We start from the raw sequence: 26,678 nt of genomic DNA, 5'->3' as shown, positions 1-26,678 counted from the left end.
GCTTTACTAATCTGCATCTTAACACTTGTTTTTTGCATTACTTTGCACGGCGATTTTTTTGGGTAACGGGCTTTTGCACTGGTGGCATCGCCTGTTGTGTCACTCACTTGTGCGTTCGGTTCGTTGGTCAGCTGTTCCGGTCGCCCGGAATGGTTACCGGGAAAGTTGTTTTCAGCAACGCCTTGCTGAGTTATATTCAACAGTACAAGAGTGCGACGCAACAACAGTTAAATGCCTGTTCCAATGCCGGGCTCATCAATAAAAAAGGTAAGGGTTTAAAGCGCATTATACACATGAAAGTAACCGATCACATTCTGCAGGCGAAAGATACTTTGCTTTCTTTCGAAATACTTCCACCGCTAAAGGGCAAGAGCATACAATCGATTTACGACCACCTCGATCCGCTCATGGAATTTAAACCATCGTGGATAAATGTTACTTACCACCGCAGTGAAACTGCTTTTAAGAAACGCGCAGACGGTTCTTTTGAAAAAGTAGAAGTACGCAAAAGACCCGGCACCGTTGGTATTTGCGCCGCAATTATGAACCATTACCAGGTAGATGCCGTACCCCATATAATATGTGGCGGTTTTACCAAGCGGGAAACCGAAGATGCGCTCATAGACCTTAATTTTCTGGGTATAGACAATGTGCTTGCACTACGCGGCGATGCAGCCAAAAATGAAGCATCTTTTGAACCTGAACCCGATGGTCATAAATATGCCATCGATCTTTTAAAACAGGTAAGCAATCTTAACAATGGCATTTACATAGACGATGATATACGTGATGGTGGTAAGACAAAATTTTGCATTGGTGTAGCGGGCTATCCCGAAAAACATTTTGAAGCACCTAACCTGGAAATTGATATGCGCAGGTTGAAAGAAAAAGTGGATGCAGGTGCCGAATATATAATGACGCAAATGTTTTTTGACAACCAGAAGTTTTTTGCGTTTGCAGAGGCGTGTAAAACAAGTGGTATAAATGTGCCGGTAATACCGGGTTTAAAACCAATTACCACGAAAAAACAGCTTTCTGTTTTACCCAGGATTTTTCATGTAGATATACCAACCGATCTTTCTACAGAAATCATGAAATGTAAAACCGATGCAGAATGCGAACAGGTAGGAACCGAATGGCTCATTAACCAAAGCAGGGAACTAAAGAAGTTTGGCGTACCTGTATTACATTACTATACGCTGGGTAAGCCCCGGCTGATAAGGGATGTAGTAAAGGAAATAATATAATGCAAAGAAAAAAGCTCCCGGTGGGGAGCTTTTTTGATCAGGTAGTGACTTTTTAGTTTTTCGGTTTTTCTAATTGGATATTGGAGGTTGGATCTGGATATTGGACTTTGGATATTTTGATGACATAAAATTAGCAACTTAATGCACAGCGCCAAATATTATTGAAATATTTATATGTCCCAATTAGACACAAATTGTCTCTTTTGGATATAAAACAGGTTAAAAATATTAAGTAAGACTGAAAGAAAAGCCGCGATGGAAACCGGCGCCAACACAGACAGCAGTGCTCAATTGAAAGGATTTTCCCAAAGCATAAACAGTTTGTTTAATAAAAAACCACTCTTGGTGAAAGTTATCTAACAGATGCGTTTGGAAGCTTTACAACATGAAATAAAAAACACATTATAAATTTTTAATATCGGCTGGTTTATGATTATGGCATTTGGTGAATAAGTTTTACTTTGAACAATATGGAAACAAAAAAGCTGAATGCACCCATTCAGCTTTTTTATTGTTAAACCGGAAAGCGGATGAAGCCATCTATTAACCGGGCATTCTTGATATGTATTTTTCAATTTCTTTTATCTGGTCTACTACCTGCTTTGTGGTTGGTTTACAGGCTTTTGCCTTCCTGAAAAAGTCTTTCGCTGCACGAAATTCTCTTTTGTTCATAAAAATCTGGCACATGCTCAGGTAAGCAACCGCCTCGCTTTCCTTGTCAGGAATACCGGCACGTATTGCAGCACGTATATAAGATTCACCATTTCTGAAATCACCTTTTTGCAGGGCCATCATGCCAAGCTGTAATTTATTGGCGCCTTCAGCTTCAGGCATAGGAGCGCCAAGCTGCGTACTTTTCTTCAAATGCTTTTCAGCTTCATCAAAATCCTGGCGCATCATAGCCAGATTACCCTTTACCGTATAGTAAGTAGAACGGATGGGTTTATAAAGCAAATCGGGATACCATATAGAGTTAAGGATTTTCTCCACCGCCTCTACATTGCCGGATTCCATAGGCTCCTGTATAAGCCTTAGCGGGCCGATAAAGAAATGACTCAGCAAACCAATAACGGCAATAAAGTATAAGATGAAGGAAGGCCAGAAACTTGTATAAACATTTACCACAATAGCCAGCGCCAGCGCCAGTAAGCTAAGCGGAAACCTATATTTAATAAGCAGGTTATAAAACTTCATATACGCTTTTTAGGAGCGCAAAGATAGGAGAATGTAACATGTACACATTGCTGATTGGTGCAAACGGTGGAGGTTATTAATCTTTGGCATCGTTGATTTCCAGCCAATAGCCGTCAGGATCCTGCAACCAGATTTGTTTTACCCCGTCTGGCCTTTTGCTGTAAACATTCTTATTGCCGCTTACATCTTCAAAAGGGATAGCATTTTTTTTAAGTACTTCAATAAAGGCATCTACAGTAGCAACGCTGAAGCAGGTATGGTCATTTTTGAAATATTCCTTGTGCGCCCGGGCTCCCTGGATAATATGCATGGCCGCCCCGGGACCAATGCGCAACCATATGTGGGCGCCATCGTGGAAGGGTTCAGGAATGGTGTCGAGACCAATAATGTTTTTATAAAAATCGCCTGATTTTTGAATATCGGTAACATAAATTGCCACATGGTTTATGACTGCACGTGGCTGTGCAAATGATATGGAGGTACTAAAACTCAACACGACAATCAATAACACCAGCAAACTTTTATTCATATTCAGCATTTAAGAGAGGAAAGTTAGTAATCTCATTTTTAAAAATGCACTGAAAATCATGGAAACTATTATTTTTGCTGCCCACTGGCCCTGTAGTTCAATGGATAGAATAGAAGTTTCCTAAACTTTAGATACAAGTTCGATTCTTGTCGGGGCTACTAAAAAGGGTATGCAGGTTGCTACTGCTACCCTTTTTTTTCTGCACTTTACAATAGCAGGTGTTACAAGGCTGCCGAGCTAAATTTGCAATGGCAAATGCAGGCAAACTATTAAAATGTAAAACCTAACACAGCGTTACCTGGCCCTTGCCGGGGAAAATATAAAAGACAGGCTCTGATACCTGTCTTTTTCTGTGCCAAAACGAAAGCAACCATAACCCCGGGCTTGCAGCAGGGCTTATAGTTGAAAAGAAATTGCGTCTTGCATCACCAGTTTCGGTGTTCGGTCCGTTCTAAAAAGCCCCCAGTGTTTTTCGGGTTCCAGCGGGTGTGCCGAGCCTTTCCATTTTTCATCAAACGCTTCAAAAAAGAAAACCGGTATTTGTTTTTTGGCAGACCATTCCATCAGGTCTTTGTAATATGCCTGCTGGTTTTGTTCGTTTACATGCCCGGGATCAATGCCCCTGCCATTTGAATTAGTGGCCCAGCCGGCCTCTGTAACGGCTATGGCTTTGTGTGGGTACAGTTTTGCTACGGCATTGTAATTATCGTTTGTGTATTCAATGGCTTCATGTATATGTTTATACTCCCATACAGGATAGGTGTGTATGGAGATAAAATCAACTACTTCGGCAAGTGGTTCTAATTTATTCAGCCACGGTACGTAGTTTTCACAAAAAGTAACAGGTTGCGTGGCATGCTGTTTTACACGCATGGCAAAATCTACCACACGGCTTACAGGAACGTAATGATCTGTCCAGTCAACACACGCTTCGTTACCTACAGATAGCGAAAAAATGATATGAGGAAAATCGTTTGCCCAATCGATCAGCCGCTGAATTTTTGCATCATTCTTTTGCCGGTTTAGTGTAAGCTGCGCTTCATCATAAATACCGCCGCCCCAGGGGCAGCCAAAATTATTCATTTCGGCTTCTATATATGCACCAAGCATGATCTTGAAACCGAGTTTTTCCTTTGCAATTACTTCCAGCACTGTTTGTGCATGTGCGTCACAATCATACAGCCGTAAATACGTCCAGTGCGGCTGTAGTAAAAGCAGATCTTCTTTTACTTCGGCGTAAGATGGTATAACGCCACCGGGTTGCTGTCCATCCCTGAAACCGGAATAGCAAACAGCTTTTGCAAAGGGTAAATTGAACTGTTCAAAAAAATTCATTGTATAAACTTGATGATTGAGTGTGATGATACCGGCATTGAGTTTATTTCGCAACCAGTTGTTTTATGTTGGCCCCGATAAGTAATACATTTTATGCTGTTACGGGCTGTTGTATTTCATGGCAGCATCGTTGCGTCGCAATCACTTTAGCTGCATATTTTTATGGCAGCAACACGAAGCGGGTTACACCATGCCCCACAAAGAACAGGAAGTACAAGAGTGCGACGCAACAGGTGCTACATAGTAGTAATACAGCCCGGTACATACATTAACTTTTTTGTATTTTCCTGCGGTCTGTTATGCAACGCACATCAGAATTTCAATTGCTCATTTTTATCCCAAATACCCCAATAGGCGCCTACAGTACCTTCTGCGCCTACCTTCCATGACTCATCGAAAGAAGAAAAATAAAAAACAGGAATATTGTCGTTAGCAGACCACAATTGTGTATTAATGAAATAGTCTCTTGCGCTTTTGGCTGAAGGATACGCGCCACGAAGGTTCTCGCCCTGGCTGGGCCAGCCTGTTTCTGTAATAATTACCTCTTTGCCATTGCCCGCAGCTTTTGCCTGGTAGTACATCTGCTTCATATAATCCAGCGCGTTTTCAAAAGGGCAGGCCTCCCAGAAAGGATAGCAATTACACAGTATTACATCACACACAGCGGTTATTTGCGGGCGGTGCGAAAACTCGTAATATGCATCTACATAGCCAACAGGTATGCCATGGATTTCATTCTTTACCTTGCTGATGAAACCAACCAGTTCCTCTTCGCCGAGGTCTTTGCGGTACATTACTTCATTGCCTACAGCAGCAATATCCACATACCCGTTTTTTGCCAGTTCAATGAGCCCTGCAATTTCCCGTTGGTTGATCTCATCATCTTTACCCAGCCATGCACCAACCAGCGTTTTTAAACCCATTTCCTTTGCTATTTTCGGAATAAATTCATTGCCTTCTGTACAGGAAAATGAGCGTATCCATTTGGTATAGGGTTGTAATATTTCCATTCTTCTTCTTACCTGCGTTTCAGAAATAACATCACCGGGTTTCTGGCCATCTTCATAAAGACTAAAACAAAAACCATGTACGCCGGTTTTAAGAATTTCTGCAAACAGGTCTGTCAGTGCTTCTTCTGTTTCGCCCTGCAGATAGTTGCTGCCTGTGTCTGGTTTCAAAGACAGTATATGCTCTTTTCTGAATGACATAAATACTTTTTTTAAAATGGTGGTTTATATATCGCCTCTTCTTTTAATAAGTTCTTCTCTTATTTCCATTGCCCGTTTTTCTGAAATATTGTAACCCCACATTATAGCGATGGCAAACACACCGGCCAGTGATGGCACAATGATATCTGCCAGCCGCAGTGCGGTAATAGCTGACTCCGATTGCGCTTTTGCATTCTGATCGAACCCTACACTGCTTAGTACAACACCGCTGATAAATAAAGCGAGTGAGGTGCCGAGTTTAACCATCCACCAGTATACTGCGCCAAACAATGCTTCTTTGCGTGGCATGCCATTTTTCAGTTCATCGTAGTCGCACACATCGGCTGTCATACTCATCATCAATGTAAAAAGTCCGCCAATACCAAACGACATTAATGGTATAGGAAGAAACATCAGCCACGGGTTGCCGGGATGAAACCCCCACCATTTTAATGCGTAGCCGGCAATGGAAATGACGGTGGATACAATAAAGGCATTACGCTTGCCAATTTTGGTAGACATATACGTAATCACAGGAATAACAAAAAATGCGGTAGCCATTGCGCTTACCGTTCCAAACCATGCGGGCCACTGCCCTGCAGCCTGCTGGTCTCCGTTGTATAAATAGAAAATGATAATGAAAAAAGCAAACTGGGCTACAATCTGGAACCCGTTAAACACAAAAAAAGTAGCACCACATAAACGCAGGAAAGGCTTATTGGTAACTGTCTTTTTAATATCGCTAAAAAAATGTTTCATGTTGCTTACCAGGTCGCGCCATGATAATTTTGTTTGCCCCTGTAAATTAGACTGGTCAATTTCTTTGCAAAACAAAGCCGGCATAATGCCCATGATCAAACATAGCAGCCCTACCCAGACAGAAAGTTGTCTTACACCTGCAGGTGCACCGGGAAATAATTCCGGTCTTGAGATCAGGAACCAGAACCATGGTGCAATCATCCAGGCAACCTGCCCCATTATCTGGGACATGGCCATTAATCTTGTACGCTCATTGTAATCTGGTGTCATTTCATAACCAAGGCCAATCAGCGGGGCTGCAAAAACAGTATAGCCGAGATAGAAAATAACAGACATTACCAGGAAATAAATAAAGTTGTAGGTTTCATGGTTATCCCCTGCTTCCGGTACCTTCAGTTGCCACATAAGTATAAATGCAAGGCCAACCACTATAGCACCGCCGAATATGTAAGGTTTTCTTCTTCCCCATTTAGAGCGTGTGTTATCTGATATATAACCCATGATGGGATCGAGTATGGCATCTATAAATCTTGGAATAGCAGCAAGTATGCCTGCTTTATAAGGGCTCATACCGAAACCTACCACGAGGAAAAACATAAATACACCCAATGCTGCCGGCAGCAACTGGTTGGTTAGATTACCTGCGCCGAATGCAACTTTCTGCCCAAATGGTACCACATCTTTTGGGTCTGTTTTATTGATCATGTTGTGTTGTTTTGGTTATGAATAATTTTTTGAATTGTTTTTACCTGTATACTGGCCGGCTGCCGTTCAAAATCTGACGCTTGTTCTCTATACTGCCTGTGCTCTTCACTTAAAAGGTGATGGTAGTGAATAAAAAAGCTTCTTTAAGTACACGCTAGTATAAAATCAATGACGATTCTTTGATGAAGACTTTTAGTTGTTTTATTGCGCCGTCTCTCTTCCATACAGATGTAGTATCGTTACTGCTCAACTGCAGGTTGTCATGCCTGTCAACTGAGCCATCTGCACGCGTAACTTCCACGTATTCGGTTTTACTTAGCTTATAAATAACGGGTACCTGGCAACAGGTAAACAGGAGCGTATCTTTTTCAAGACTGATTTTTTGTTTCCGGCCTGATAAGTCAATTATTACTGCTTCTTTTTCATCTGGTAAAAATTCATTTCTGCGGAGTATAACAGGTGCAAAACATAAGCGGCCATCCTTTTGGCTCAATCCCAGTTCACCTATCCGGCAAAGAATATCTTCCTTTACCTGTCCTGTCATGCCTGGCTGTTGTGCGCCTTTGTTAAACGGTGTGTGGGAGTAAGGCGTTATCGAAAATGCACCAAAGACCGCAGGGGCTTTGTGTATGCCAATACCGTTATTGATCTGGTAGTAATGTGTAACCAGCCGCTTTACAATGTCTGAATCATCTTCCCGGCGTATGGCCATCAAACAGGTTTCCTGCACTGCCAGCAACAGTTTGGAAACCATATGCCAGTAGATTGATCCTAAACCTTCATAACCATAAAATGTACCCGATCTGCCGGTAAATGCTTTATGATTAAAAACTGTTTCGAAGATTTGCAGCAACACTGATTTTTCTGCCTCTGTGGCTGCATAATTCGTCATGCCGGGTTCATCGAGTGCTAAAGCAACGTCAGCAGCATTTTTGAAGTTGCCATTAAAATGAAAATTGCCACGTAAATCTTTCTCGGCAACAGAAGTGTTACCATCACCCGCCATGCGCATGAGTAGGGACGATGTCTCAAACAGGTTTTTAGGAATATGATTTTTAGTCATGAAGCCCGGCAGTTGTTTATTGGGATAGAGCATATAACTATCCTGGTCTTCACGATAAAGAGAGCTTTGTCTCAACGCATCCAACAGTTGCAAACTTTCGCCGGCAGAAAGCATTCCCGAGCTCAATACTGCTACCTGTCCTTCCAGCATTTCACTTAAATGGGAAATATGGATACCTTCTTCTGTATAAGTAAGCAGGTTGTAAGCGTGATACAGGTTATCGGCTCTTCTGTTGGCTTTAATTGCATGTTCCACGAACCTGGTTGACACCGACACAAATGCCAGCAAACCGCCGGCAGAGATCGACTTGTGCCCACCTGAAAAACCGCGGGTATAAACCTGTTCGCGGTAATTGCTTCCGGCAGTGCCCAATGCATCTGTAATTTTCTTCCGTAAGCTGTCATCTACAGGTGCAGCAAGTGCATTGATGTATAAGGTAAATACTTCAGCTACCTTAACAAAGAATGTGTACAGTTCTTCAGATACTTCAAAGTTGTTTTTATCAGCTGCTTGCAGCACTGAATAAAAAAAGCGCAGAAATCTTCTCAGGTAACAGAGGGTAACCATTGAAACGCCATTACCCACCAAAGCATTATTCGCATCATTCCATTCAGGTCTTTGGGTGTTCATCCAAATGCCCGCTTCAGGAATAAAGTTAGATAGCTTGCAAAGCACTGTTGCCAGTATCTTCTCCAGGAAATTTACATGGTATATGTCACCCTTACTACCGGTAACCAATGCGCCGTCAGCACCGAGCATCCTCATTCTTTCGCGAATATGTTTTTCACTGGCGCTATCGAAGTCTATGGTTTCCTTTGCGTTGCTTATAATGTCGCTGTAGCTTTTAATTCTGTAAGGCACATTTGCATATACGAAGACGTTACGGGGTAGCCATTCATTTACTACACCAGGTCGGTGCTGCTCTGCAAATTCCAGGAATTTCAACAGGTAAATGATCTGGTGATCGCCCCAGTAACCAATATAAGACCAGGGGTTATCGGGTTCAATTGTTTCCCAGTCAAACCCGTCTTTGGTTATGCGATAAGGGTTGTAACCATCAAATGTGGATGCGTTCAGAAATTTAAAAATCATTCCCTCAATAAACTCCGGGTATGCATGTACCATGGCCTCCCAGTTTTGAAAAATGTCCCGCCAATTCCCTTCATAGTCTAAAATTTTAGAACCATCTTCATGTTTTGTGTTGATGGAAAACTGGTTCCATGGCCTGCTCGGGTCCCCATGGCGCCGGCTGAATTTTAACGGCAGATATTCAGTGGCTAAACGAATAAGATCTGCATTGCCTGACTGGTTTGCCACCTGTCTTAATTCAAATACAGAAAATGTATCTGCCAGGCTTTGCATGTAACTGGTTGCCGCATCATACACCAGCCTGTTTGCTCTTTTCAGGTAGCTGATAAAATCCCATTTTTCAACCCGGTAATGATCATCGAAAATACCCCCACGCATAATGTTGAACAATACATTCGAGCAATGCCTGGTGTCTTTAAGATCATCAGCCGTGTATTGAAGTCCGTCCGCTGATGCATTAAGTTGTTGCAGCCGTTCACTGCCAAGCGCAATATCTCCGAGCACATTTTCGTAGAGAGCAGTATCGTTTGTGATAGCTTCCTCCAATCGTACTATAGCAGCCTGGGTTTGATTAACATTGGCAGCAATAAACCAGTGTTTTTCTGTGCCGCCTCCAAGCATAAAAGTACATGCGACATAGTAGGCACCCTTCTCCCCTTTTATGTCAGTTTCCTGTACAAGCGGTTTGCCGTTTCTAAAGTTTTGCAATTGCAGATCAGAAAGCAGGTAAACCGGTTTCTCAAGACCTTTGCTCCACACAATATTTGCTTTCAATGCTTCGCTGGGTTCCGCTTTATCTACTATAATGGCACTTAGAGCAAATATGCCGAGGCCGCATGCTTCTGTCAATTCAGATCTTTTGTAGGCATCGGCCAGATTGCTCGTCTTAGTTTGCAGGTCACTGGGTATGCCATATGGCAATACATTATGCACACCATCTAAAAGTGCTATTGTTATGTTGGTATCAGAATAGTTCTGTAATCTTGCGTGTCTTACAAAACCATATACATCACTTGTGTTCCATTCATATTGAAAGCTTAGCTCCAGCTCATGATTAAACTCTTCGAAAATGATCTTGTTACCAAACTTGTTTTGATAAAGATTACGGCTTATAGTAAAGTGCCCTTCGCTTCTTACAGAAAACGGTTCCCACACAATGGTCTTACCATTTTTATTAAAACGCACAATCGTTTTACTCCCGGTTACTTCTGCTGTATCAATTATCTTATCGTCGGTGTAGTAAGGAAATAAGGCAAGACCGACATTCTTTCTGCCTGCACTAATACCACCGTTACTCGCTACAAACAGCCAATGATCAGAGTCGCTCACAATGCTCATAAAAAAAGGGCGCATGGTATGCACATCCGGCATTTTATAAAAGGTCTCGCCGTTTATTTCAACTTTGCCAAGCGTCTTCTTTTGGGCAAAAGATTTTTCTTCTACTGTATTCACGGTAATAAGATTTTATTGTCGTGTCTTATTTTTTATAAAGCGTTGTATGTTGAATCAGGTAATTTGTATGTCCTTAACTGCATTACTACTATCAACACCTGTTGTGTCACTCACTTGTACGCCAACAAATATTTCAGCAGGGTGCAACCCGCTTCCGGTGCGCAACCAACGTATATCCATACATCGTAGACAGGGCAAAGCACGCCCGGTCACTATCCTCAGGCTTTATCTCGCATGCCCGTAATAGTGAAAAATTAATTGTGCAGGTATTAAATGCTTAAAGCTGCTTGTACACCTTTACATAGTCTATATACATCGATTGAGGAAACGGTGTGCCTGTTGTAGGGAAGCCAACATAGTTGCCACCAACAGCCACATTCAGCAGTATAAAAAAAGGCTGGTCAAATACCCATTCGCCTGTTACTGTCTCCGGCGTAATACGCTGGTAAAGAAAATTGTCAACAAAGTAATCTATGTATTCTTCGCCCCATTCTATTGCGTAAATGTGGTAATCTGTGTCAAATCTTCCGTCAGTCAGGCCATATGCTTTTGTAATAGAGCCGCCGCCTGAGTAGCCCGGTCCATGAACACTGCCATTTGTAATATAAGGTTCCTGTCCACGTTGTTCCATAATGTCTATTTCGCCACACTGCGGCCACGGCTTTGCATCTATGTTAGCCCCAAGCATCCAGAAAGCCGGCCAGATGCCTGGCCCGTGTGGAGTTTTAATACTGGCCTCAAAGCGGCCGTAAGCCTGGGCAAACAAGTCTTTCGTTTTAATTCTTGCTGATGTAAAGCCTGCTCCGCCAAATGTCTCACTCCTGGCAGTAATAACCAGTTTGCCATCTCCATCCAAAGAAGCATTGTTGGTACTATTCGTATAGTATTGCAATTCACTATTACCCCATCCTCCGGCGCCTATGTCAAATACCCATTTGGTTGCATCGGGTAGTGTTCCTGCAGCACCATCAAATTCATCACTCCATTCCAGTTGCCACGTTCTTTCCGGCAATGTTTGAACAGCATCTTTTTTACAACCGGTAAGTAAAATCGTAAGCGTTATGAATATAATGGCTGCAAAATGTGCAAGGCCATTCTTTTTAAAATATGCAAAAACCATATAATCAGTTTTTTTGAGATTATGAATTTCTTTCTTCTTTTATTATATTACCGGAACAAAATATTATCAAGGTATATATCACCGTTCCCTTCAAATTTCATCTGGAATACATTGTTCAGTGCTACAGGTGCAAAGGCAGATAACGGTATATCTGCACTGTTCCAGCCCGATGCCGTAGGCACAGTCAGCGTGTAAGGTGTCTCCACAGGTCCGGGGCTTATAAGGAACACTTTAAAACTGGTAGAGTTGGCAGAATAATAGTCTATGTGCAGATAAGTTTTGCCTGATACGTCCTGGTTGCTTCCGAGTTGCAGACCCTGGTAATTAAGACCTGCATATAATAAAGTATTGTTGCCCCCCACTGGTGTTTGCGTCACTACAGTAGCCTGGCCCCAGTTTGGGTTCAGATCAGAGCCAGCCACATTGGTATAGGCATCACTGAAAACAGATATCACACCATCTGCAGCGTAGCTGGGTGTAGGTGCAGCCGTGGTTGGCGTTGGCGGTATCTTCCAGAAGTAAATGTTATCAAGGTAAATATCACTTCCTGCAGTTCCATCAAATTTAAACTGTATCAGGTTGTTTAATGCAACGGGAGAAAATGCAGAAAGTGGAATGTCAACGCTGTTCCAGCCGGCTGTAGGTACCGTTAGTACATAAGGCGTTTCAACTGGCCCCGGGCTTATCAGGTAAATATTTAACTGTGTAGCATTAGAAGAATAATAATCCATGTGCAGGTATCCATACGAAGAAACATCCTGGCTGCTTCCAAGCTGAATTCCCTGGTAGTTCAGGTTTGCATAATACAACGTGTTATTACCTGCTACTGGTGTTTGTGTTACCACAGTTGATTGTCCCCAGTTAGGGTTGAAGTCTGTACCCGCAACATTGGTGTAAGCATCACTGAAAATTGAGAGTACATTTTCTGCCTCAATTGATGGATCGGGTGCAGCAACCGGTGGGTTGGTCGGGTTTTTATAGAAATAGACATTGTCAACATAAACATTCGGTAAAGAGCCCGAAAGTACAAGTTGTGCCAGGTGACCTCTTGTAGTGAGATTCGCAAACGTGCTGAGCGGAACATCGATGCTTACCCAGTTATTTGAAGCAAGTGTAGGACTTGTTATTGTGATTTCGTCCTGTTTATCATCTCCGCCCCCAAACACGCCATCTGCACCAAAATCAACAAGTAAAATCTTAAAATTATTAGGCGATGTGGTAGGGTCAGGTGTCCATATATCCATATGGAAATATTGCATCGCACTTGCATTAATTGTTGGGTTTGTAAATTCAATGCCAACAAAATTCAGACTACGATAACGGATCACATCATCACCCTGTACCTGTACAAAAAAGTTTTCAGCAGTTGAAAACTGCCAGCGGGTATTCCAGGTATTAACCGGCACATTGGTGTAAGCGTTGCTATATAGCGAGATAACATTTGCGGCATCTTTTACAGGTACCGGTGCTGCAATCCCTGGCATTACCGGATCTCCTGTTGAGGTAATATTCAATGAACCTTTTGCAGGCTGTCCCCCCAATATCGCGCTGATAATAGCATCACCCGCATCAACAACAGATATCTCACCATTGGCTGACACGCCGGCAACACCAGGTTCAGAAGAAACAAACTCGAAGTAATTTGGCGATAGACTGATTAATTGGTTTACGCCTTCTGGCAAATTTGCACTTGCCTGTAAACCGTCAATCATTATCTTGTCTCCGGTTTCTGCGTTAGCAATTGTTCTCGTTTCGCCATTTAAAATCGACCCGGTAACATCTCCCAGGTTAGAAATTTTTTCAAATTTTACTTCATCTATCCAAAATGTGTAACCACGGCCATTTTCAGGACCTGTTGAATAGTACATCAACCCCTTCTCCGTTTTTAGTTTTGCGGCATCAGGAATTGGGATAATCACTTTTTTCCAGTTACTGTTTACCGGCAAGCCGCTTATTGATACGAGATATTTGCTCTCTCCAAGGTCGTTGCCAAAACCGATCACACCAATGTTGGCGGGTTGAGTCGATTTGATATAAAAACTCAAAGCGTTATAACCTGATAAATCGCGGCCCGTTTTGCTGTAGAATACCCCTCCGGCATAAGATCCCTGCGGACTGTTCGCATCAGGCACTTCAAACCGCATCGACTGTTTTGTACTACCATAGGTTACCTGGTTATCCACCTGGAATGCCTTCACGTTCGAACCTCCAAATGCTGAGTAGGCAAGGTCACCCGTAAAGTCGTCTATAAATACTTCACCGGTAGTAGGAAACGCTGCTTCTTTTAAATCCACTAACTCTCTTTTCTGGCAACCCCATATGAACAGCAGGCTAATGATGCTTACGCAGGTTGGTAATTTGATTAAAAATATTTTTTTCATATAGCTTCTTATTTTCCGATGTTAATTTGAATGTATGTTCTAATTTCCCACTCATTGCCGTCAGGAAAACCAATAGCATTAGGGTCTGGTACCCAGTTTCCCGAGGGGTCAATTATTTTAACCGGCGAATATCTCGGTGAGTATTTATCAAGTGTTCTATAGGTTCCCCTGATCCCGATTTTGGTAGATGGAAGTATGAACCAATCGGGCTTTCCAACTTCTGTAGAAATATCAGCCATAAGCTGTAGCGGGAAGGTCAGGTTAAAATCGCGGTGATAATCAAAGGGCCCCCAATCGTTGAATTTAGCTACTGTAGTAAGTTTTACTTTCTTGTAAATTGTTCTTATGTCAACACCTGTTCTGTTAATGGTTCGTTTATCATTACCGTTGGCCTGGCCATTACCAACGTAGAAATTAGCAATCATTCCAAAATTGGAGCTCATCTTAGAAACAATACGGGTATTTACCTCCCATAAATCCTGGGCAGGTGCTGATCCTGGGAATGCAAAAAAAGTTCTGCCGTTTGCAAGAATACCAATCGCAGCGTCCTGTATGGTTGGCAAATGGCGATAAACAAAATCCGCACTTATGGCAAACTTTGCATCTTCCGCCCGGTCATTATCCCATTCGTACATCCAGCTTGCAGGAGTAGGATCATAAGTTATCAACAACTCTCCCCCTACTGTTTCCCTGTTAGAACGTACAGCAAAAGGATCATCTAAAATGTTTCTTGGGCGCGCAGGGGCTATCAATCCGTTTGGAACAGGTCCTTCAATGGGTTTTTGATATAGGAAATTCGGAGCCAGTTGTATTTTACCTATGGTGTACGTGAATCCACTCAATACATTGTATTGGTTGCCACTGCCACCATCCTTCAATCGCCACCCCGTGAATGTTCTGGTAAAATCCGGTCCTCCGTTGGCTACCAACCCCATGTAAGCTGCCTGCCCATACCAGTTAAATTGTCCGCCGGCATAAGTCAGTTTTAGTTTACCACCAAAATTATCTTCCGGTTTAATGACGTCTTCAAAAGCTTTGTCTGTGCCATCCACATTCCTTACCAGTTGAAAAGTACGCCCGTTCAAAGGTTGCCCGGCCCATAATCCGCCAACATCAAACCCAAACTTTCCAAGCTTTCTTTCAATACTTAATGCGCCTTTCCTGGTTTTGGGTTGTGGAATGGCAATGGAACTTTGAATACCGCTTCTTTGGGTAATATCTTCATGGAACATCGCGGTAACATTGAAGTGTGCCATTTTAAAATTGTATTTGGCCAGTACTGCAGGGTTTGCTCCCCACCAAAGCTCCGGTCCAAAAGCAATCTTTAGTCCTTTCAACGCTTTCTTCCCCTGTATTTCAAAACCAAAGGGCGCTTCGCCATTATAGATGTCTATATTGGGTCCATAATTGGCTTCCTGGTAAAGTCCGAAAAAGTCGCCTTCGTAACCCCAGTGGTAATGACCGGTGCGGTAAAATGCATTCAGCTTAAAATATTTTGCATCCCAGTTAATACTGCTCCTGTAAAGCTGTATGCGGTTGTTTGATGTTATCTGTTGTGTACCGGTAGGGGTAACAACAGTAATTTTCCTGCCCCTGTTTTCATAAAATACCTCATCTATCGGGTTTTCAGCTACATTGCCCAACACATTGAACTGCACATTTGCGGTTATATTGGAAGAAGGCTTCGCGGTTACACCAATAAACATAGATTGCATATGGTCAAAGCCGAGCCGTGTGGGGTAATTAGTCTGTGGCGGATCAGTTGACTTTGGTGTTGAAATCAAACTGCCACCGGTATTATACGTTGTAAGATTGATGCCAAGGTTGCTTACATAAATTGCGCTCTTACTACCGCTCTCCAACGCGGCTTTATCGATATTAGCCCGCAACACCGCATCTGCGATTGAAATATCACCTATATAAGCCTGTGCAGATATAGCCTTGTTGTTATATGGGTCAAATTTGTGTACTTCCTTTAAAGCATAATATGCTGCTCGTGGGAATAAATCATAACCGCCATCTTCTTTCGTGGGTCCTTTGGCACAAATCCCAAACCATTCTTCGTTCATATTATTGTCGTCCGGCTGGTAATCGTTGAGGTAACCACCATTGGACCAGGACGCTGTGGCATCATGGTCTTCAAGGTTGGTAGTTTGACCTGTCTTCCACCATCCGTCACTGAACTGGAAAGTAAAACCACCAAGGCAATTGCCGTTTCCACCCATCCCGGCAGCGTTTGTATAGATCTCCTTCCAGTTTTCGGTAAGATATTTTGCCTGTGATTCCTGGTCTTCTTCCTGCGTTTTTGCATTAAAAGCATCAGCACCAAACTCAGTAAACATAAGAGGCTTACCATTTTCGTTTTTAACCCGGTTGAATAAATCTGTAAAAGAGGCTCCGCGATAACTGTTAATACCAAGTATGTCAACATCCTTGCATTCCTGAGTAATGATATCAAGAAAAAGAAGATCTCCGTTACAGATCGCTACCGGGTGGCCCTGGTCAACAGTCTTCATGGCCAATACTGCATCGTTAAATAACCTGTATAAATACTGAGCGTCTTTTGTAGATTGCCTTTGCCCAACCGGTATGTTTTCTGTTTCTGCCCCACGCCAGAATAAGCCATAGTTGTTTTCATTGCCGAGCAGGAACATTAACAGACCAGGTGTATTCTTATATTCCTGTGTCATGTCTTTAACCTCCTTGAGCAGCAGATCTTTAACAAGCGGGTTCGAATAGTCTGTATTTGCCACCCATGCCCCCTTTAGCGTCAAACCATAACGGCCAAATGAATGATTCAAAACCGTATAGATACCGTATTGCTCGTATATATAGCTAATCCATTTTGCGGGAATGCCTACATATTGGCGGATAGTATTAACGCCCATATTTTTCAATAAGGGCATTTCATAATCCAGCGCGGCTTTAATAATATTGTCCGGCTGAGACCACAGGCTATAAGAGTAGTTAGTGCCTACGGGGAAATAGTCCCAGTTCATTCCGTTGATAAACATATCCTTTCCGCCAACACTTAACTTAAAACCATTTTCTGTCTTTCTGACGGATACGTTGCCAGACTGCGCAAACGTATTGGAAAAGAAAAATAGCAGTAGCAATAGAAGTAATACATTACTTTTTCTCATACGACAAGTTTTTTGATTGTCCTGTGGTTGCAGGCAGTTAGTAAACAAATGACGTTTTGGTGCTGAAAACTGAATAACAGTAAATACGCTTTTTGTTCACTGTAAAAATATCCTTACCTGTATCATATTATAAAAAAAATGACTACTTCACTACTACTACTGTTTTCATAAAACCCTAATTTTAAATAACAAATACTACATCAATACTACTTCAGGCTTGCCATAGCATATTTTTTAGCTTTTTTTCCCGGAAGCATTTTTGCCTTATCTGGGTATTATTTTGTTATACCTTGTATGCACATGCACAGAGTCGCATCAGTAAAACAGAGGTGTATAGTTTCTCCCGCATACACTATAAGGCAGGTACACAAAACTGGGGGATGGCGCTTGATGCCAACAGGCGGTTGTATGTGGCTAACAATGAGGGTCTTTTAATTTATAACGGGACAAATTGGCAATTATATCCTCTGCCAAACAAAACAATCCTACGCTGTATTGCTTTCGGAAATGATGGTAAACTGTATGCAGGTGCACAGGATGAATTTGGCTATTTCGCGCCTGACTATTCCGGTCGGTTATTGTATACCTCTTTAAAAAAATTATTGCCTCTTTCGCAAAACACACTGGCTGATATATGGGATATTGAAATAGCGGAAGATGCAGTTTTTTTTCGCGCAACAGACCGGATAATAAGGTTAGCAAACGGCAAGGTAGAAATTTACAACCCATCTGAAAGCTGGCTCTCATTATCCGTCTTCGGTCAAAAAATTATCGCCCAGGATGGGCGTAACGGTATTTTTATGTTTAGAAAAGGGCAATGGGAGCCGTTTATTGCATCAACGGCTTTACCGGCAGAATTCCTGGTTAGCGATATAATTACATTGAACAAAGACACTGGTATTGTTAGCACCACTTCAAATGGCCTGTTTTTCCTGGTGCAGAACAGTTTGAAGCCACTGGAATTAAAGAACAGCAACGCTGAAAAGCACTTCATTTCCCTCGCTAAACTCGACAAACAAAACTTCCTGGCAGGCTCCTATGCAAACGGTATTTATAAAATAACCAACGATGGCCGTGTAACAGAAATAATTGCAGATGAAAATGGGCTTCAAAACAAAACAATCCGTTGTATAAATACCGATACTTCAGAAAATGTATGGATAGGGCTCGATAATGGTATTGCATTCATGAATTGCAACAATGCAATACGGCATATTAATCCCAAAAGCTTTAACAACGGAAGTGGCTATAGCGCACAGGTGGTACAAAATGAATTATTCTTCGCGCTTTCTACAGGCTTGCAATATTTACCTCTGTCTGCAACAGAAGACCTGAGTGCGCTCACCGGCGAACCGGTCACCATGCTAAATGGTCTCACGTGGAATTTATCATTCATTAATAACACTTTCTTATGTGGCCGCGATGACGGGGCATGGATGATTTCCAATCACCAGCCGCAACAGGTCTCTTCTACCCCCGGCTATTGGACCTTTCAACCAATCAAAACCGCTTCAGCGGCAACAATTGTTGCAGGTAATTACAATGGTATTCGTTTATTCAGTGAAAACAATACGCAACTGCTCAGTAAGGGCGACATTCAAAACTTTCAGGAATCTAGCCGGTATGTAGAAACCGACGATAGCATCATATGGGTGTCACATCCATACAGGGGTGTTTTCAGGATCAACGCAAACAATAGTGCTGTAACAAAATTTTCTACCTCAGACGGGCTGCCTGCAGATCTGGACAACCACGTTTTCAGGCTAAAAAACAAAATTGTATTTGCCACACCCAAAGGAATATATGAGTATAATGCCGCCACAAAAAAAATGGTTCCATCAGCTGTCTACAGCAACGTTTTCGGGCAAATGCCGCTGCGATATTTGAAAGAAGATGAAAAAGGCAACATATGGTTTGTGCAGGATAAAATGATCGGTGTGGCCGATTTAACAGCAAAGAAACCTGTTATCAACTTTATTCCGGAATTAAAGAATAAAATCTTAAGCGGTTTCGAAAACATCTATCCGTATAACTCCTCCAATATACTTGTTGGTTCAGAGAGTGGTTTTTACCACATCAACTATGAGCAATACCGCAAACAGATACACCCCCCTGAAACTTATCTTACAACCGTTCAAACAATTGGCAATGGAGACAGCACTATTTATGGCGGTTTCGGTATTGGACAAACAGAGCAAAACCCCGCATCGCTGCCCTATAAATTCAATGCACTGCACTTTTCTTTTGCTGCCTCTTTTACCGGTATTGAATCACCGGCCGAGTTCAGTTTTTACCTCGAAGGCTTCGATAAAGAATGGAGCAGTTGGACCACACAATATGAAAAAGAGTATACCAATCTTTATGAAGGCGATTATATTTTCCATGTAAAATCCAGGAACAGGCCTTTCCTCGAGTCCGCAGCATTTACATATGCATTTACCATTCACGCGCCATGGTACCGTACATCCTGGGCATATATACTTTACACCATCATCTTTGTATGCCTGCTTTACCTGCTGTACCGGGTGCAGGAGAGAAATTACCAGAGAAAACAACAGGCTGTCAGGCAGGCCAGCCAGCAAAAATTTGAGGAGGAACAACGCCGGTTAACTTACCAGCACCAGCTGGAAATTGAACAAACAGAAAAAGAACTGATAAGACTAAAGAACGAAAATCTTGAAGCCGAAATAGAACATAAAAATGCAGAACTCGCAAGCACAGCAATGACGCTGGTGCAGAAAAAAGAATTTCTTTTAAAGCTTACCAATGAACTAAACAAACTTTATAAACCCGGTGCAGACACGATTAATGCGGCAGAACTAAAAAAAATAATACGCAGCCTGGGCTCAGAAGAAAAGCTTGATGAAGAGTGGAAACAGTTCTCCATACATTTCAATAATGTGCACAGCAACTTTTTAATTACCCTCAAACAAAAATTTCCTAACCTCAATGCACACGAACTAAAACTCTGTGCTTATTTGAGAATGAATTTGTCCAGCAAAGAAATGGCACAACTCATGAGCATTACCGTAAGAGGTGTTGAAATAAGCCGTTACCGGCTGCGCAAAAAACTGCAACTGCAACCAAAGGAAGACCTATTTCGTTTTTTACTAAACATCGAATCGCAGGATCAGAACGTTTAAGCTTTGCATATCGTTTAAGCTCCTGCAAAGCAACACTACTAACAAACGCATTCTTATATAAGCCTCACGTACTGCTTTACCCGTTAGCAGGTGTTGTTTGCCGGCTGTGGTAATGCTATTAGGCACCTGTTGCGTCGCACACTTGTGCAGTATAACTTTTTTCGGCAGTTCCGGTGCATACAGCGCACGCCATGGCGTAAGGCAGAAGATTTTTACAGGAGGCCTTGTGGCTAAATGCATTCGCCGCGTTATATTTTAAAGGCACGCAACATCTCTCTTTTGCCGGGCGCTCCGGGAATTTTTTCAACCCTAAAACCTGCTGCCTGCATATTCCTTCGCACAGTTCCCTTTGCGGAGTAAGTTGTAAGTATACCATTTACATGCATTGCCAGGTAAAGCTTTTCAAAGATTTGCTGGGTCCATAATTCTGGCTGTATGGCCGGGTCAAAAGCATCGAAATAAACAATGTCAAACTGCTTTGTAAAAGTGTACGCCTGCAACGAACATAAAACCTTTTGCAAAACAAATACTTCATTAATGGGCGAGGCCTTGTTCCAGGCACACCGGTGTAAAAGCTGCAGCGTTTTATACGCATCGAACTCCGTAAAAAAAGGGGTATAGTCAAGCTGCGTGTAAAGATCTTCCGGTAAAGGAAATAGTTCTGCTGCTTCGTAATAAATATGTTTGCCGTTTTTAATTGCGCTGTGTAAAGTAAGCAACGCATTAAGACCGGTACCAAAGCCCATTTCAAAAACATGGAGAGTCTTTTTATCAGGCAGCAGTGGCTCCAGCGCAGCCTGTATAAAAACATGTTTGCTTTCCTGCAACGCACCGTATATGCTATGAAAGGTTAGGTTCAAACCATGTACCGCAATAGTTGGTGAGCCATCTTTTGTTTGCACGATAATGCGTTGCATAACATTCCATCTGTATGGTTAAGTTAAGTCAAAGTTTGCTTTGCTGCATACCTGCCCGGCGGCAGCCTGAATATTGTTGCGCTGTACGCGGACAGCCGCGCAATGTGCCGAACGGTGCAGTGAGTGACACAACCGGCGATGCCACCTGTACTGCTGCTGATTAACAAAAAATACTTCTTTCAAATTAGGGGCAACGCTATGTGTAACCGTACATTTGCAACACATTTAATCTTCATATAAACTTATAGGGTATGACAAAAATTGCTGTAGCCAAAGGCGATGGTATTGGACCGGAAATTATGGATGCTGTATTAAAGATTTTTGATGCCGCAAAAGTTCCGCTGGAGTACGAATTTGTAGATATGGGCAAGTGGGTTTTTGACAAAGGTTACAGCAATGGTATGACGCCCGATGCACAACGCAGCATAGAAACACTGGGCATTTTGTTTAAAGGCCCGATGGAAACACCGAAAGGGAAAGGTGTAAAAAGCGTAAACGTAACAGCGCGTAAAACATGGAATACCTACGCCAATAAAAGAACATTTCAAACACTGCATGGTGTAGATACGGTTTTTAGCAAGGCTGGTATACCGATTGATATTACAGTTGTGCGCGAAAATATTGAAGATACTTATGGTGGTATAGAGCATATGCTTACGCACGATGTGGCACTTAGCCGCAGGTTTATAACACGGCCCGGCAGTTTACAGGTTATTAAATATGCATTTGAAATGGCCAAGAAAAAACAGGCCAGGCGAATTACCTGTGGTCATAAGGCAAACATCATGAAAATAACCGATGGTTTATTTCTCGAAGTGTTTTATGAAGTGGCCAAAGAATATCCCGAACTAAAGGCCGATGATGTGATTGTAGATGATTTATGTATGAAGCTTGTAACAAGGCCAGATACATTCGATACAGTTGTACTTACCAACCTGCAGGGAGATATTGTGAGCGATCTTTGTGCCGGCCTCGTAGGCGGCCTGGGTTTTGCACCCTCTGCAAACATCGGCGACCATATCTGTATTTTCGAAGCTGTACATGGTACAGCACCCGATATTGCCGGTAAGAACATTGCCAACCCAACAGCATTGTTACTAAGCGGTTTTGGCATGCTGCGCCACCTGGGTTTAATGCAAGGCGCAGCCATGATAGAAAACGCATTGCTGTATACTTTGGAGCAGGGCACACATACAGGAGATTTTGGTAATAAGTCTATTCCATCTTTAAATACCACCCAGTTTGCAGAAGCCATTATTGGCAACTTTGGCAAAACACCGGAGCAAGGCAGTAAGCCAATGCTCAAAGACATGCCTACCACGCAAACACATTTCAAACTCGAGAATAACCCCATGCTGGAATCGAAAGAACTGGCAGATGAAAAAATTGTTGGCGTAGATTTCTTTATAGAAAGCAATGAGCAGCCAATAGTTATTGCCAACAAATGCATGCGTCATGCAGGCGTTAAGTTTAAACTCGTAAACATCAGCAACCGCGGTACACAGGTATGGCCAACAGGCTCTGTATATACAAACCTGGTAAACCAATACAACGTACGTTTCGAAAGCATAGACGATTTCCCGCTTAATCAGCAGGATGTACTTGGCCTATACGTAAGCATGAGCGGCAACTTCAAAATATGCTCCTCTGAATTGCTGTTAATGTGGGGAGATAAAAAGGCTTACAGTCTTGCACAGGGTCAGTGATTAAAAAAATTCAGGTGGCGGGCTGCAGTATTTCATGGCATCGTCCCTTGCGTCGCACTACGTTCATCTGTAAAACATATGGCAGCAGGCATTGCGAAGTGCCTGCTATTTTATTTTCAGCAACTTCTTTACCCGCATGGAAAGTTCCGCAGGTTTAAAAGGCTTGGAAATAAAGTCGTTTGCCCCGAGTGATAACGCTTCGAGCACTGTAGCTTCCTGGTCCATTGCAGACAATACCAGTATAGGCGCTTTACTGCCAGACGAGCGCACAACACTGATAAGCTCAAGCCCCGATGTAAAGGGCATCAGTATATCCGTAATAATCAGGTCTGGTTTAAAAGACTCGAGGTTTTCTAATGCTGAGCGGCCATCAGTATGTACACCGAGTGTATATTCCTCACTGCTCAATTGATTTTTTATAAGCAACATCATAAGCGGATCATCTTCCGCGATAAGAATCTTCATTGGTGTACCTGGTTTTAAAGGATATTATTACACTGCCACTCGCTGTCTTATAAGTGGCTGGAATAACTTTTATTTACCCTGTTTTGTGTTTTGACTTTATTTTAACCGAATTGGTGGCTTCAATTCTACTATTTTTGTCGCCATTGGTTAAAATTGCCAACAAATTTAATTATCAAAAGCTGCATAATGAAGAAAATATTACTGGCAGTGTTTAGTGCGGGTATGTTCACCGTTGCAAATGCGCAGATTAAGGATACGCTTGCAATAGAAAAACCGAAGGAAACGAAAGTAAAGACAGACTGGAAAAAAATTGATCTCAGCAACAGGGCAAATGACCATTTTATGATTCAGTTCGGTTACGACGGCTGGACAAACGCACCGGATTCAGCCAATCCGGGCGGCTTTTCAAGGCACTTCAATTTCTATTTTATGCTTGATAAGCCTTTTAAAAGTAATCCAAGATATAGCGTAGGTTTAGGTCTTGGTTTTGCAAGCAGCAATATCTTCTTTAAAGACACATACATAGATATTAAATCAACTACCGCTACAACGTTGCCATTTAAAAATGTAGCATCTGCAGATCACTTCAAACGGTATAAGCTCACCACTACCTGGGTAGAAGCGCCATTGGAGTTCCGTTATGCCTCTAACCCTGTTACACCAGATAAGGGATGGAAAGCTGCCATTGGTTTCAAATTTGGTCTTATGCTTAAAGCGTACACAAAGGGTAAAGATCTGTTGAATTCAACCGGTAGTTCAATTTATGGCAAAGGGTATACACTAAAAGAGTACGATAAAAAATTCTTCAATACAAGTCGTGTAGCGGCCACAGCAAGGGTTGGTGTTGGTAATTTTTCAATAGATGGTTCTTATAGTCTGACCGGTTTAGTTAAGTCAGCGTCCGGTTCAACCGTTAATCCATACTCGATCGGGTTAACGATAAGTGGATTATAAAAAAATGTAATATAATTTCGGGGGGCATCTTTTGAGATGCCCTTTTTTATTTCTATATTCCGATAAGATTGCAAAGCAACCAAATGCCGGAATAGCCTGATTGTTTCAGAAACAGATCCATAGAAGGAAAGGGCTGGGGAAATACGATCCGGTGGAAACTTTATCAGCGTGCTACATATGTAAAGTTTTACCCTACTAATTGAATGTGAATTAAATACTTATTGTATGTTGGCATTATCAGGGCCTGTGAATTTTTATTTTGAAAAAAATCCTTTTTCAGCAACAGAGAAAGTCTTAGATTGCAGACAGATAACCTGCGCCAGGGTTATCTTTTTTTTTAAACCGTACCAAAATATCCTGCTAAACACCCTTACGGAATTAGCAGCAATGAAAACGCAATGACCCTCATTCAAGAACAAGAACTCATCGGGTTTTGGGATTGGGATATCAGTTCCCGCAAAAAATATCTCAGCCCTGTAATCAAGCAAATGCTTGGCTACGATGAACATGAGCTATCCAGCGACCCGGACTCATGGATCAAACTGATCATCAAAGAAGATCAGGCCGCAGTAATCAATTCTTACCAGAAGCATGTTTCCTCCAAAGGTTCTTACCCGTATGAAGTAAGGGCACGTTTCAGGCATAAGAACGGCAGTATAGTACATGTACTTTCAAAAGGTAAAATCACAGAATGGGATTATATGGGCAACCCGGTGCGAATGATCGGGTATGATACAGATGTAACCGGCATCGTAAAGGAATACACCGTAATGGAAGAACGGCATGAGCAACTTAAAACCGTTATTGATATAATGGATGCCGGTATCTGGTGTTACGACGTTTACAAGGGTAAGCAGTATTGGTCAGATAACTTTTATAACGCCATTGGTTATAATGCCACCGAAATTGCACCTACATATTTTAACCTGTTGCATGTACTTGCACACCCCGAAGACAATGGAAAACTGGTAAAGGCAATTGACGACCAGGTAAAACATAAAATACCATATTCCGTAGATGTCAGGTTGCAAAATAAAAGCGGGGTATACAACTGGTTCGAAACATCCGGGCAGGTAGCATATAATGAAGAAAACCAGCCGTCCAGGATCACCGGTTACATAGTTAAAAGAAAAGAAAATGTAGAACCGGCCAATGTGGTTGTTGAGCAATTCAAATATCCTTCGGGCGAATTTGAATATGACCTTAACCGGGCAAGGTTCAACTTTTCAAAAGAGCTGTATCACATCCTTGAGCTCGATGAAAACGCAAACACGAAGTTTGAGCCTGTCAACAATATGTTTACCGAAGCCAGCCAGGAAATCTTTCATGAAGGATTCAACAAGGCTGTTTATGCAAGAGAGCAATACGAGATCATACTTACCTGCATAACACCTGCTGGCAACGTAAAGACACTGCGGGAAAAAGGAAGACCCGTTGTTGATGACACAGGGAAGGTGGTGTCTTTAAAAGGAACGATCGAAGAACTGGAAGCCCGTAAAGCAACCGACTTCGAACTTTCCGGTGGCATATCACGCCAGGTTTCAGATCAAAATAAGCGGCTTCTGAACTTTGCGCATATTGCTTCTCACAATTTGCGAAGCCATGCCAGCAACCTGCAAATGATACTGCAGGTACTCAACACCACACAAAATGAGGATGAACGCAAGTTTTGTTTAGACTCGCTGGAGAAAATTGCTTCGTCTCTTTCCAAAAGTATTAATAACCTGAATGACCTTATGGCAATTGAGACAGAGTTAAATGTCTCCAGAATACCCATAACTTTCAAAGATGTGTTCAATAATATTACCGGCACACTCTCTCAACAGATCAATGATACAAAGGCTGAAATAACAGCAGATTTTTCAAAAAGCCCCATTATTGATTATGTTCCGGCTTACCTCGAAAGCATCATGCTCAATCTTGTATCCAATGCTATAAAATACCGTAGCCAGCAAAGAACACCACACATTGAACTGCGTACTGTTATTGAAAACGGAAGAACTGTATTGACGGTAAAAGACAATGGTATGGGTATAGATCTGAATAAACATAAAGACAAATTGTTCAGGATGCACCAGACGTTCCATAATCACCCGGATTCAAGGGGAATAGGGTTACTTATTACTAAAAATCAGGTTGAAGCAATGGGCGGTACTATAAGCGTAGAGAGCGAACCAGGTACAGGTACCACTTTTACAATCAGGTTCTGATTTCATACAGAAGAGCAGGCAAAGTGAAGTTGTTGTTGCTTATACAAAAGCACTATTA

At 42.2% G+C, this 26,678-nt stretch carries 16 protein-coding genes and 1 tRNA gene; 6 read left to right on the top strand and 11 right to left on the bottom strand.

The genetic code is table 11. The features are described from left to right. The first annotated feature begins 293 nt into the window (after positions 1 to 293). On the top strand, positions 294 to 1,247 hold the full coding sequence (locus I5907_RS05005; RefSeq protein ID WP_196989624.1) for a methylenetetrahydrofolate reductase: 954 nt from the start codon (positions 294 to 296) through the stop codon (positions 1,245 to 1,247). 543 nt (positions 1,248 to 1,790) lie between these two features. On the opposite strand, the gene I5907_RS05000 is transcribed toward I5907_RS05005, so the two are convergent. Further along, positions 1,791 to 2,441 carry a tetratricopeptide repeat protein gene (locus I5907_RS05000; RefSeq protein WP_196989623.1) on the bottom strand — a complete coding sequence of 217 codons (651 nt, stop codon included), beginning with the start codon at positions 2,439 to 2,441 and terminating at the stop codon, positions 1,791 to 1,793. A 76-nt stretch (positions 2,442 to 2,517) separates the two neighbouring features. Continuing rightward, positions 2,518 to 2,970 (bottom strand): VOC family protein, encoded by a 453-nt coding sequence (locus tag I5907_RS04995; RefSeq protein ID WP_196989622.1) that lies wholly within the window; start codon positions 2,968 to 2,970, stop codon positions 2,518 to 2,520. 86 nt (positions 2,971 to 3,056) lie between these two features. Between I5907_RS04995 and I5907_RS04990 the strand changes: the two genes are divergently transcribed. Continuing rightward, positions 3,057 to 3,128 (top strand) — tRNA-Arg (locus I5907_RS04990). 238 nt (positions 3,129 to 3,366) lie between these two features. Here I5907_RS04990 and I5907_RS04985 read toward each other — a convergent pair. The 7 genes from I5907_RS04985 to I5907_RS04955 all read right to left on the bottom strand — a co-directional run bounded on the left by I5907_RS04985 (position 3,367) and on the right by I5907_RS04955 (position 17,225). After that, positions 3,367 to 4,305 carry a glycosyl hydrolase family 17 protein gene (locus I5907_RS04985; protein ID WP_196989621.1) on the bottom strand — a complete coding sequence of 313 codons (939 nt, stop codon included), beginning with the start codon at positions 4,303 to 4,305 and terminating at the stop codon, positions 3,367 to 3,369. Positions 4,306 to 4,616: 311 nt separating this feature from the next. Then, positions 4,617 to 5,513: a glycoside hydrolase family 17 protein gene (locus I5907_RS04980; RefSeq protein ID WP_196989620.1), complete on the bottom strand. Its 897-nt coding sequence runs from the start codon at positions 5,511 to 5,513 to the stop codon at positions 4,617 to 4,619. Between the two features lie 24 nt (positions 5,514 to 5,537). Further along, positions 5,538 to 6,977, bottom strand: a complete 1,440-nt coding sequence (locus I5907_RS04975) for an MFS transporter (protein WP_196989619.1) — start codon at positions 6,975 to 6,977, stop codon at positions 5,538 to 5,540. 154 nt (positions 6,978 to 7,131) lie between these two features. After that, positions 7,132 to 10,581, bottom strand: coding sequence for a hypothetical protein (locus I5907_RS04970; protein WP_196989618.1), 3,450 nt, complete (start codon positions 10,579 to 10,581; stop codon positions 7,132 to 7,134). Positions 10,582 to 10,858: 277 nt separating this feature from the next. Beyond that, positions 10,859 to 11,701, bottom strand: coding sequence for a glycoside hydrolase family 16 protein (locus I5907_RS04965; RefSeq protein WP_196989617.1), 843 nt, complete (start codon positions 11,699 to 11,701; stop codon positions 10,859 to 10,861). 47 nt (positions 11,702 to 11,748) lie between these two features. Beyond that, positions 11,749 to 14,082 (bottom strand): carbohydrate binding domain-containing protein, encoded by a 2,334-nt coding sequence (locus tag I5907_RS04960; protein ID WP_196989616.1) that lies wholly within the window; start codon positions 14,080 to 14,082, stop codon positions 11,749 to 11,751. 8 nt (positions 14,083 to 14,090) lie between these two features. Beyond that, positions 14,091 to 17,225 (bottom strand): glycoside hydrolase family 2 TIM barrel-domain containing protein, encoded by a 3,135-nt coding sequence (locus I5907_RS04955; RefSeq protein WP_196989615.1) that lies wholly within the window; start codon positions 17,223 to 17,225, stop codon positions 14,091 to 14,093. A gap of 290 nt (positions 17,226 to 17,515) precedes the next feature. Here I5907_RS04955 and I5907_RS04950 point away from each other — a divergent pair, with 290 nt between their 5' ends. Then, entirely contained in the window at positions 17,516 to 20,368 is a 2,853-nt protein-coding gene (locus I5907_RS04950) for a triple tyrosine motif-containing protein (protein ID WP_196989614.1), read from the top strand. Between the two features lie 248 nt (positions 20,369 to 20,616). Here I5907_RS04950 and mnmC2 read toward each other — a convergent pair whose 3' ends face one another. Next, entirely contained in the window at positions 20,617 to 21,285 is a 669-nt protein-coding gene (gene mnmC2 / locus I5907_RS04945) for a tRNA (5-methylaminomethyl-2-thiouridine)(34)-methyltransferase MnmC2 (protein ID WP_196989613.1), read from the bottom strand. Positions 21,286 to 21,536: 251 nt separating this feature from the next. Between mnmC2 and I5907_RS04940 the strand changes: the two genes are divergently transcribed. Then, positions 21,537 to 22,991: an isocitrate/isopropylmalate family dehydrogenase gene (locus tag I5907_RS04940; RefSeq protein ID WP_196989612.1), complete on the top strand. Its 1,455-nt coding sequence runs from the start codon at positions 21,537 to 21,539 to the stop codon at positions 22,989 to 22,991. Between the two features lie 105 nt (positions 22,992 to 23,096). On the opposite strand, the gene I5907_RS04935 is transcribed toward I5907_RS04940, so the two are convergent. Continuing rightward, entirely contained in the window at positions 23,097 to 23,456 is a 360-nt protein-coding gene (locus I5907_RS04935) for a response regulator transcription factor (RefSeq protein ID WP_196989611.1), read from the bottom strand. 186 nt (positions 23,457 to 23,642) lie between these two features. Between I5907_RS04935 and I5907_RS04930 the strand changes: the two genes are divergently transcribed. Both I5907_RS04930 and I5907_RS04925 read left to right on the top strand, forming a co-directional pair. Further along, a complete protein-coding gene (locus I5907_RS04930; RefSeq protein WP_196989610.1) occupies positions 23,643 to 24,410 on the top strand; it encodes an outer membrane beta-barrel protein in 768 nt (255 codons plus the stop codon). A gap of 398 nt (positions 24,411 to 24,808) precedes the next feature. Next, positions 24,809 to 26,620: a PAS domain-containing sensor histidine kinase gene (locus I5907_RS04925; RefSeq protein ID WP_196989609.1), complete on the top strand. Its 1,812-nt coding sequence runs from the start codon at positions 24,809 to 24,811 to the stop codon at positions 26,618 to 26,620. Positions 26,621 to 26,678: the final 58 nt, after the last annotated feature.

This window comes from Panacibacter microcysteis, from assembly GCF_015831355.1.
In the GTDB taxonomy this organism is placed as follows: domain Bacteria; phylum Bacteroidota; class Bacteroidia; order Chitinophagales; family Chitinophagaceae; genus Panacibacter; species Panacibacter microcysteis.
The sequence above is the reverse complement of the archived record's forward strand: the minus strand, read 5'-3'. Positions and strand labels throughout refer to the sequence as shown.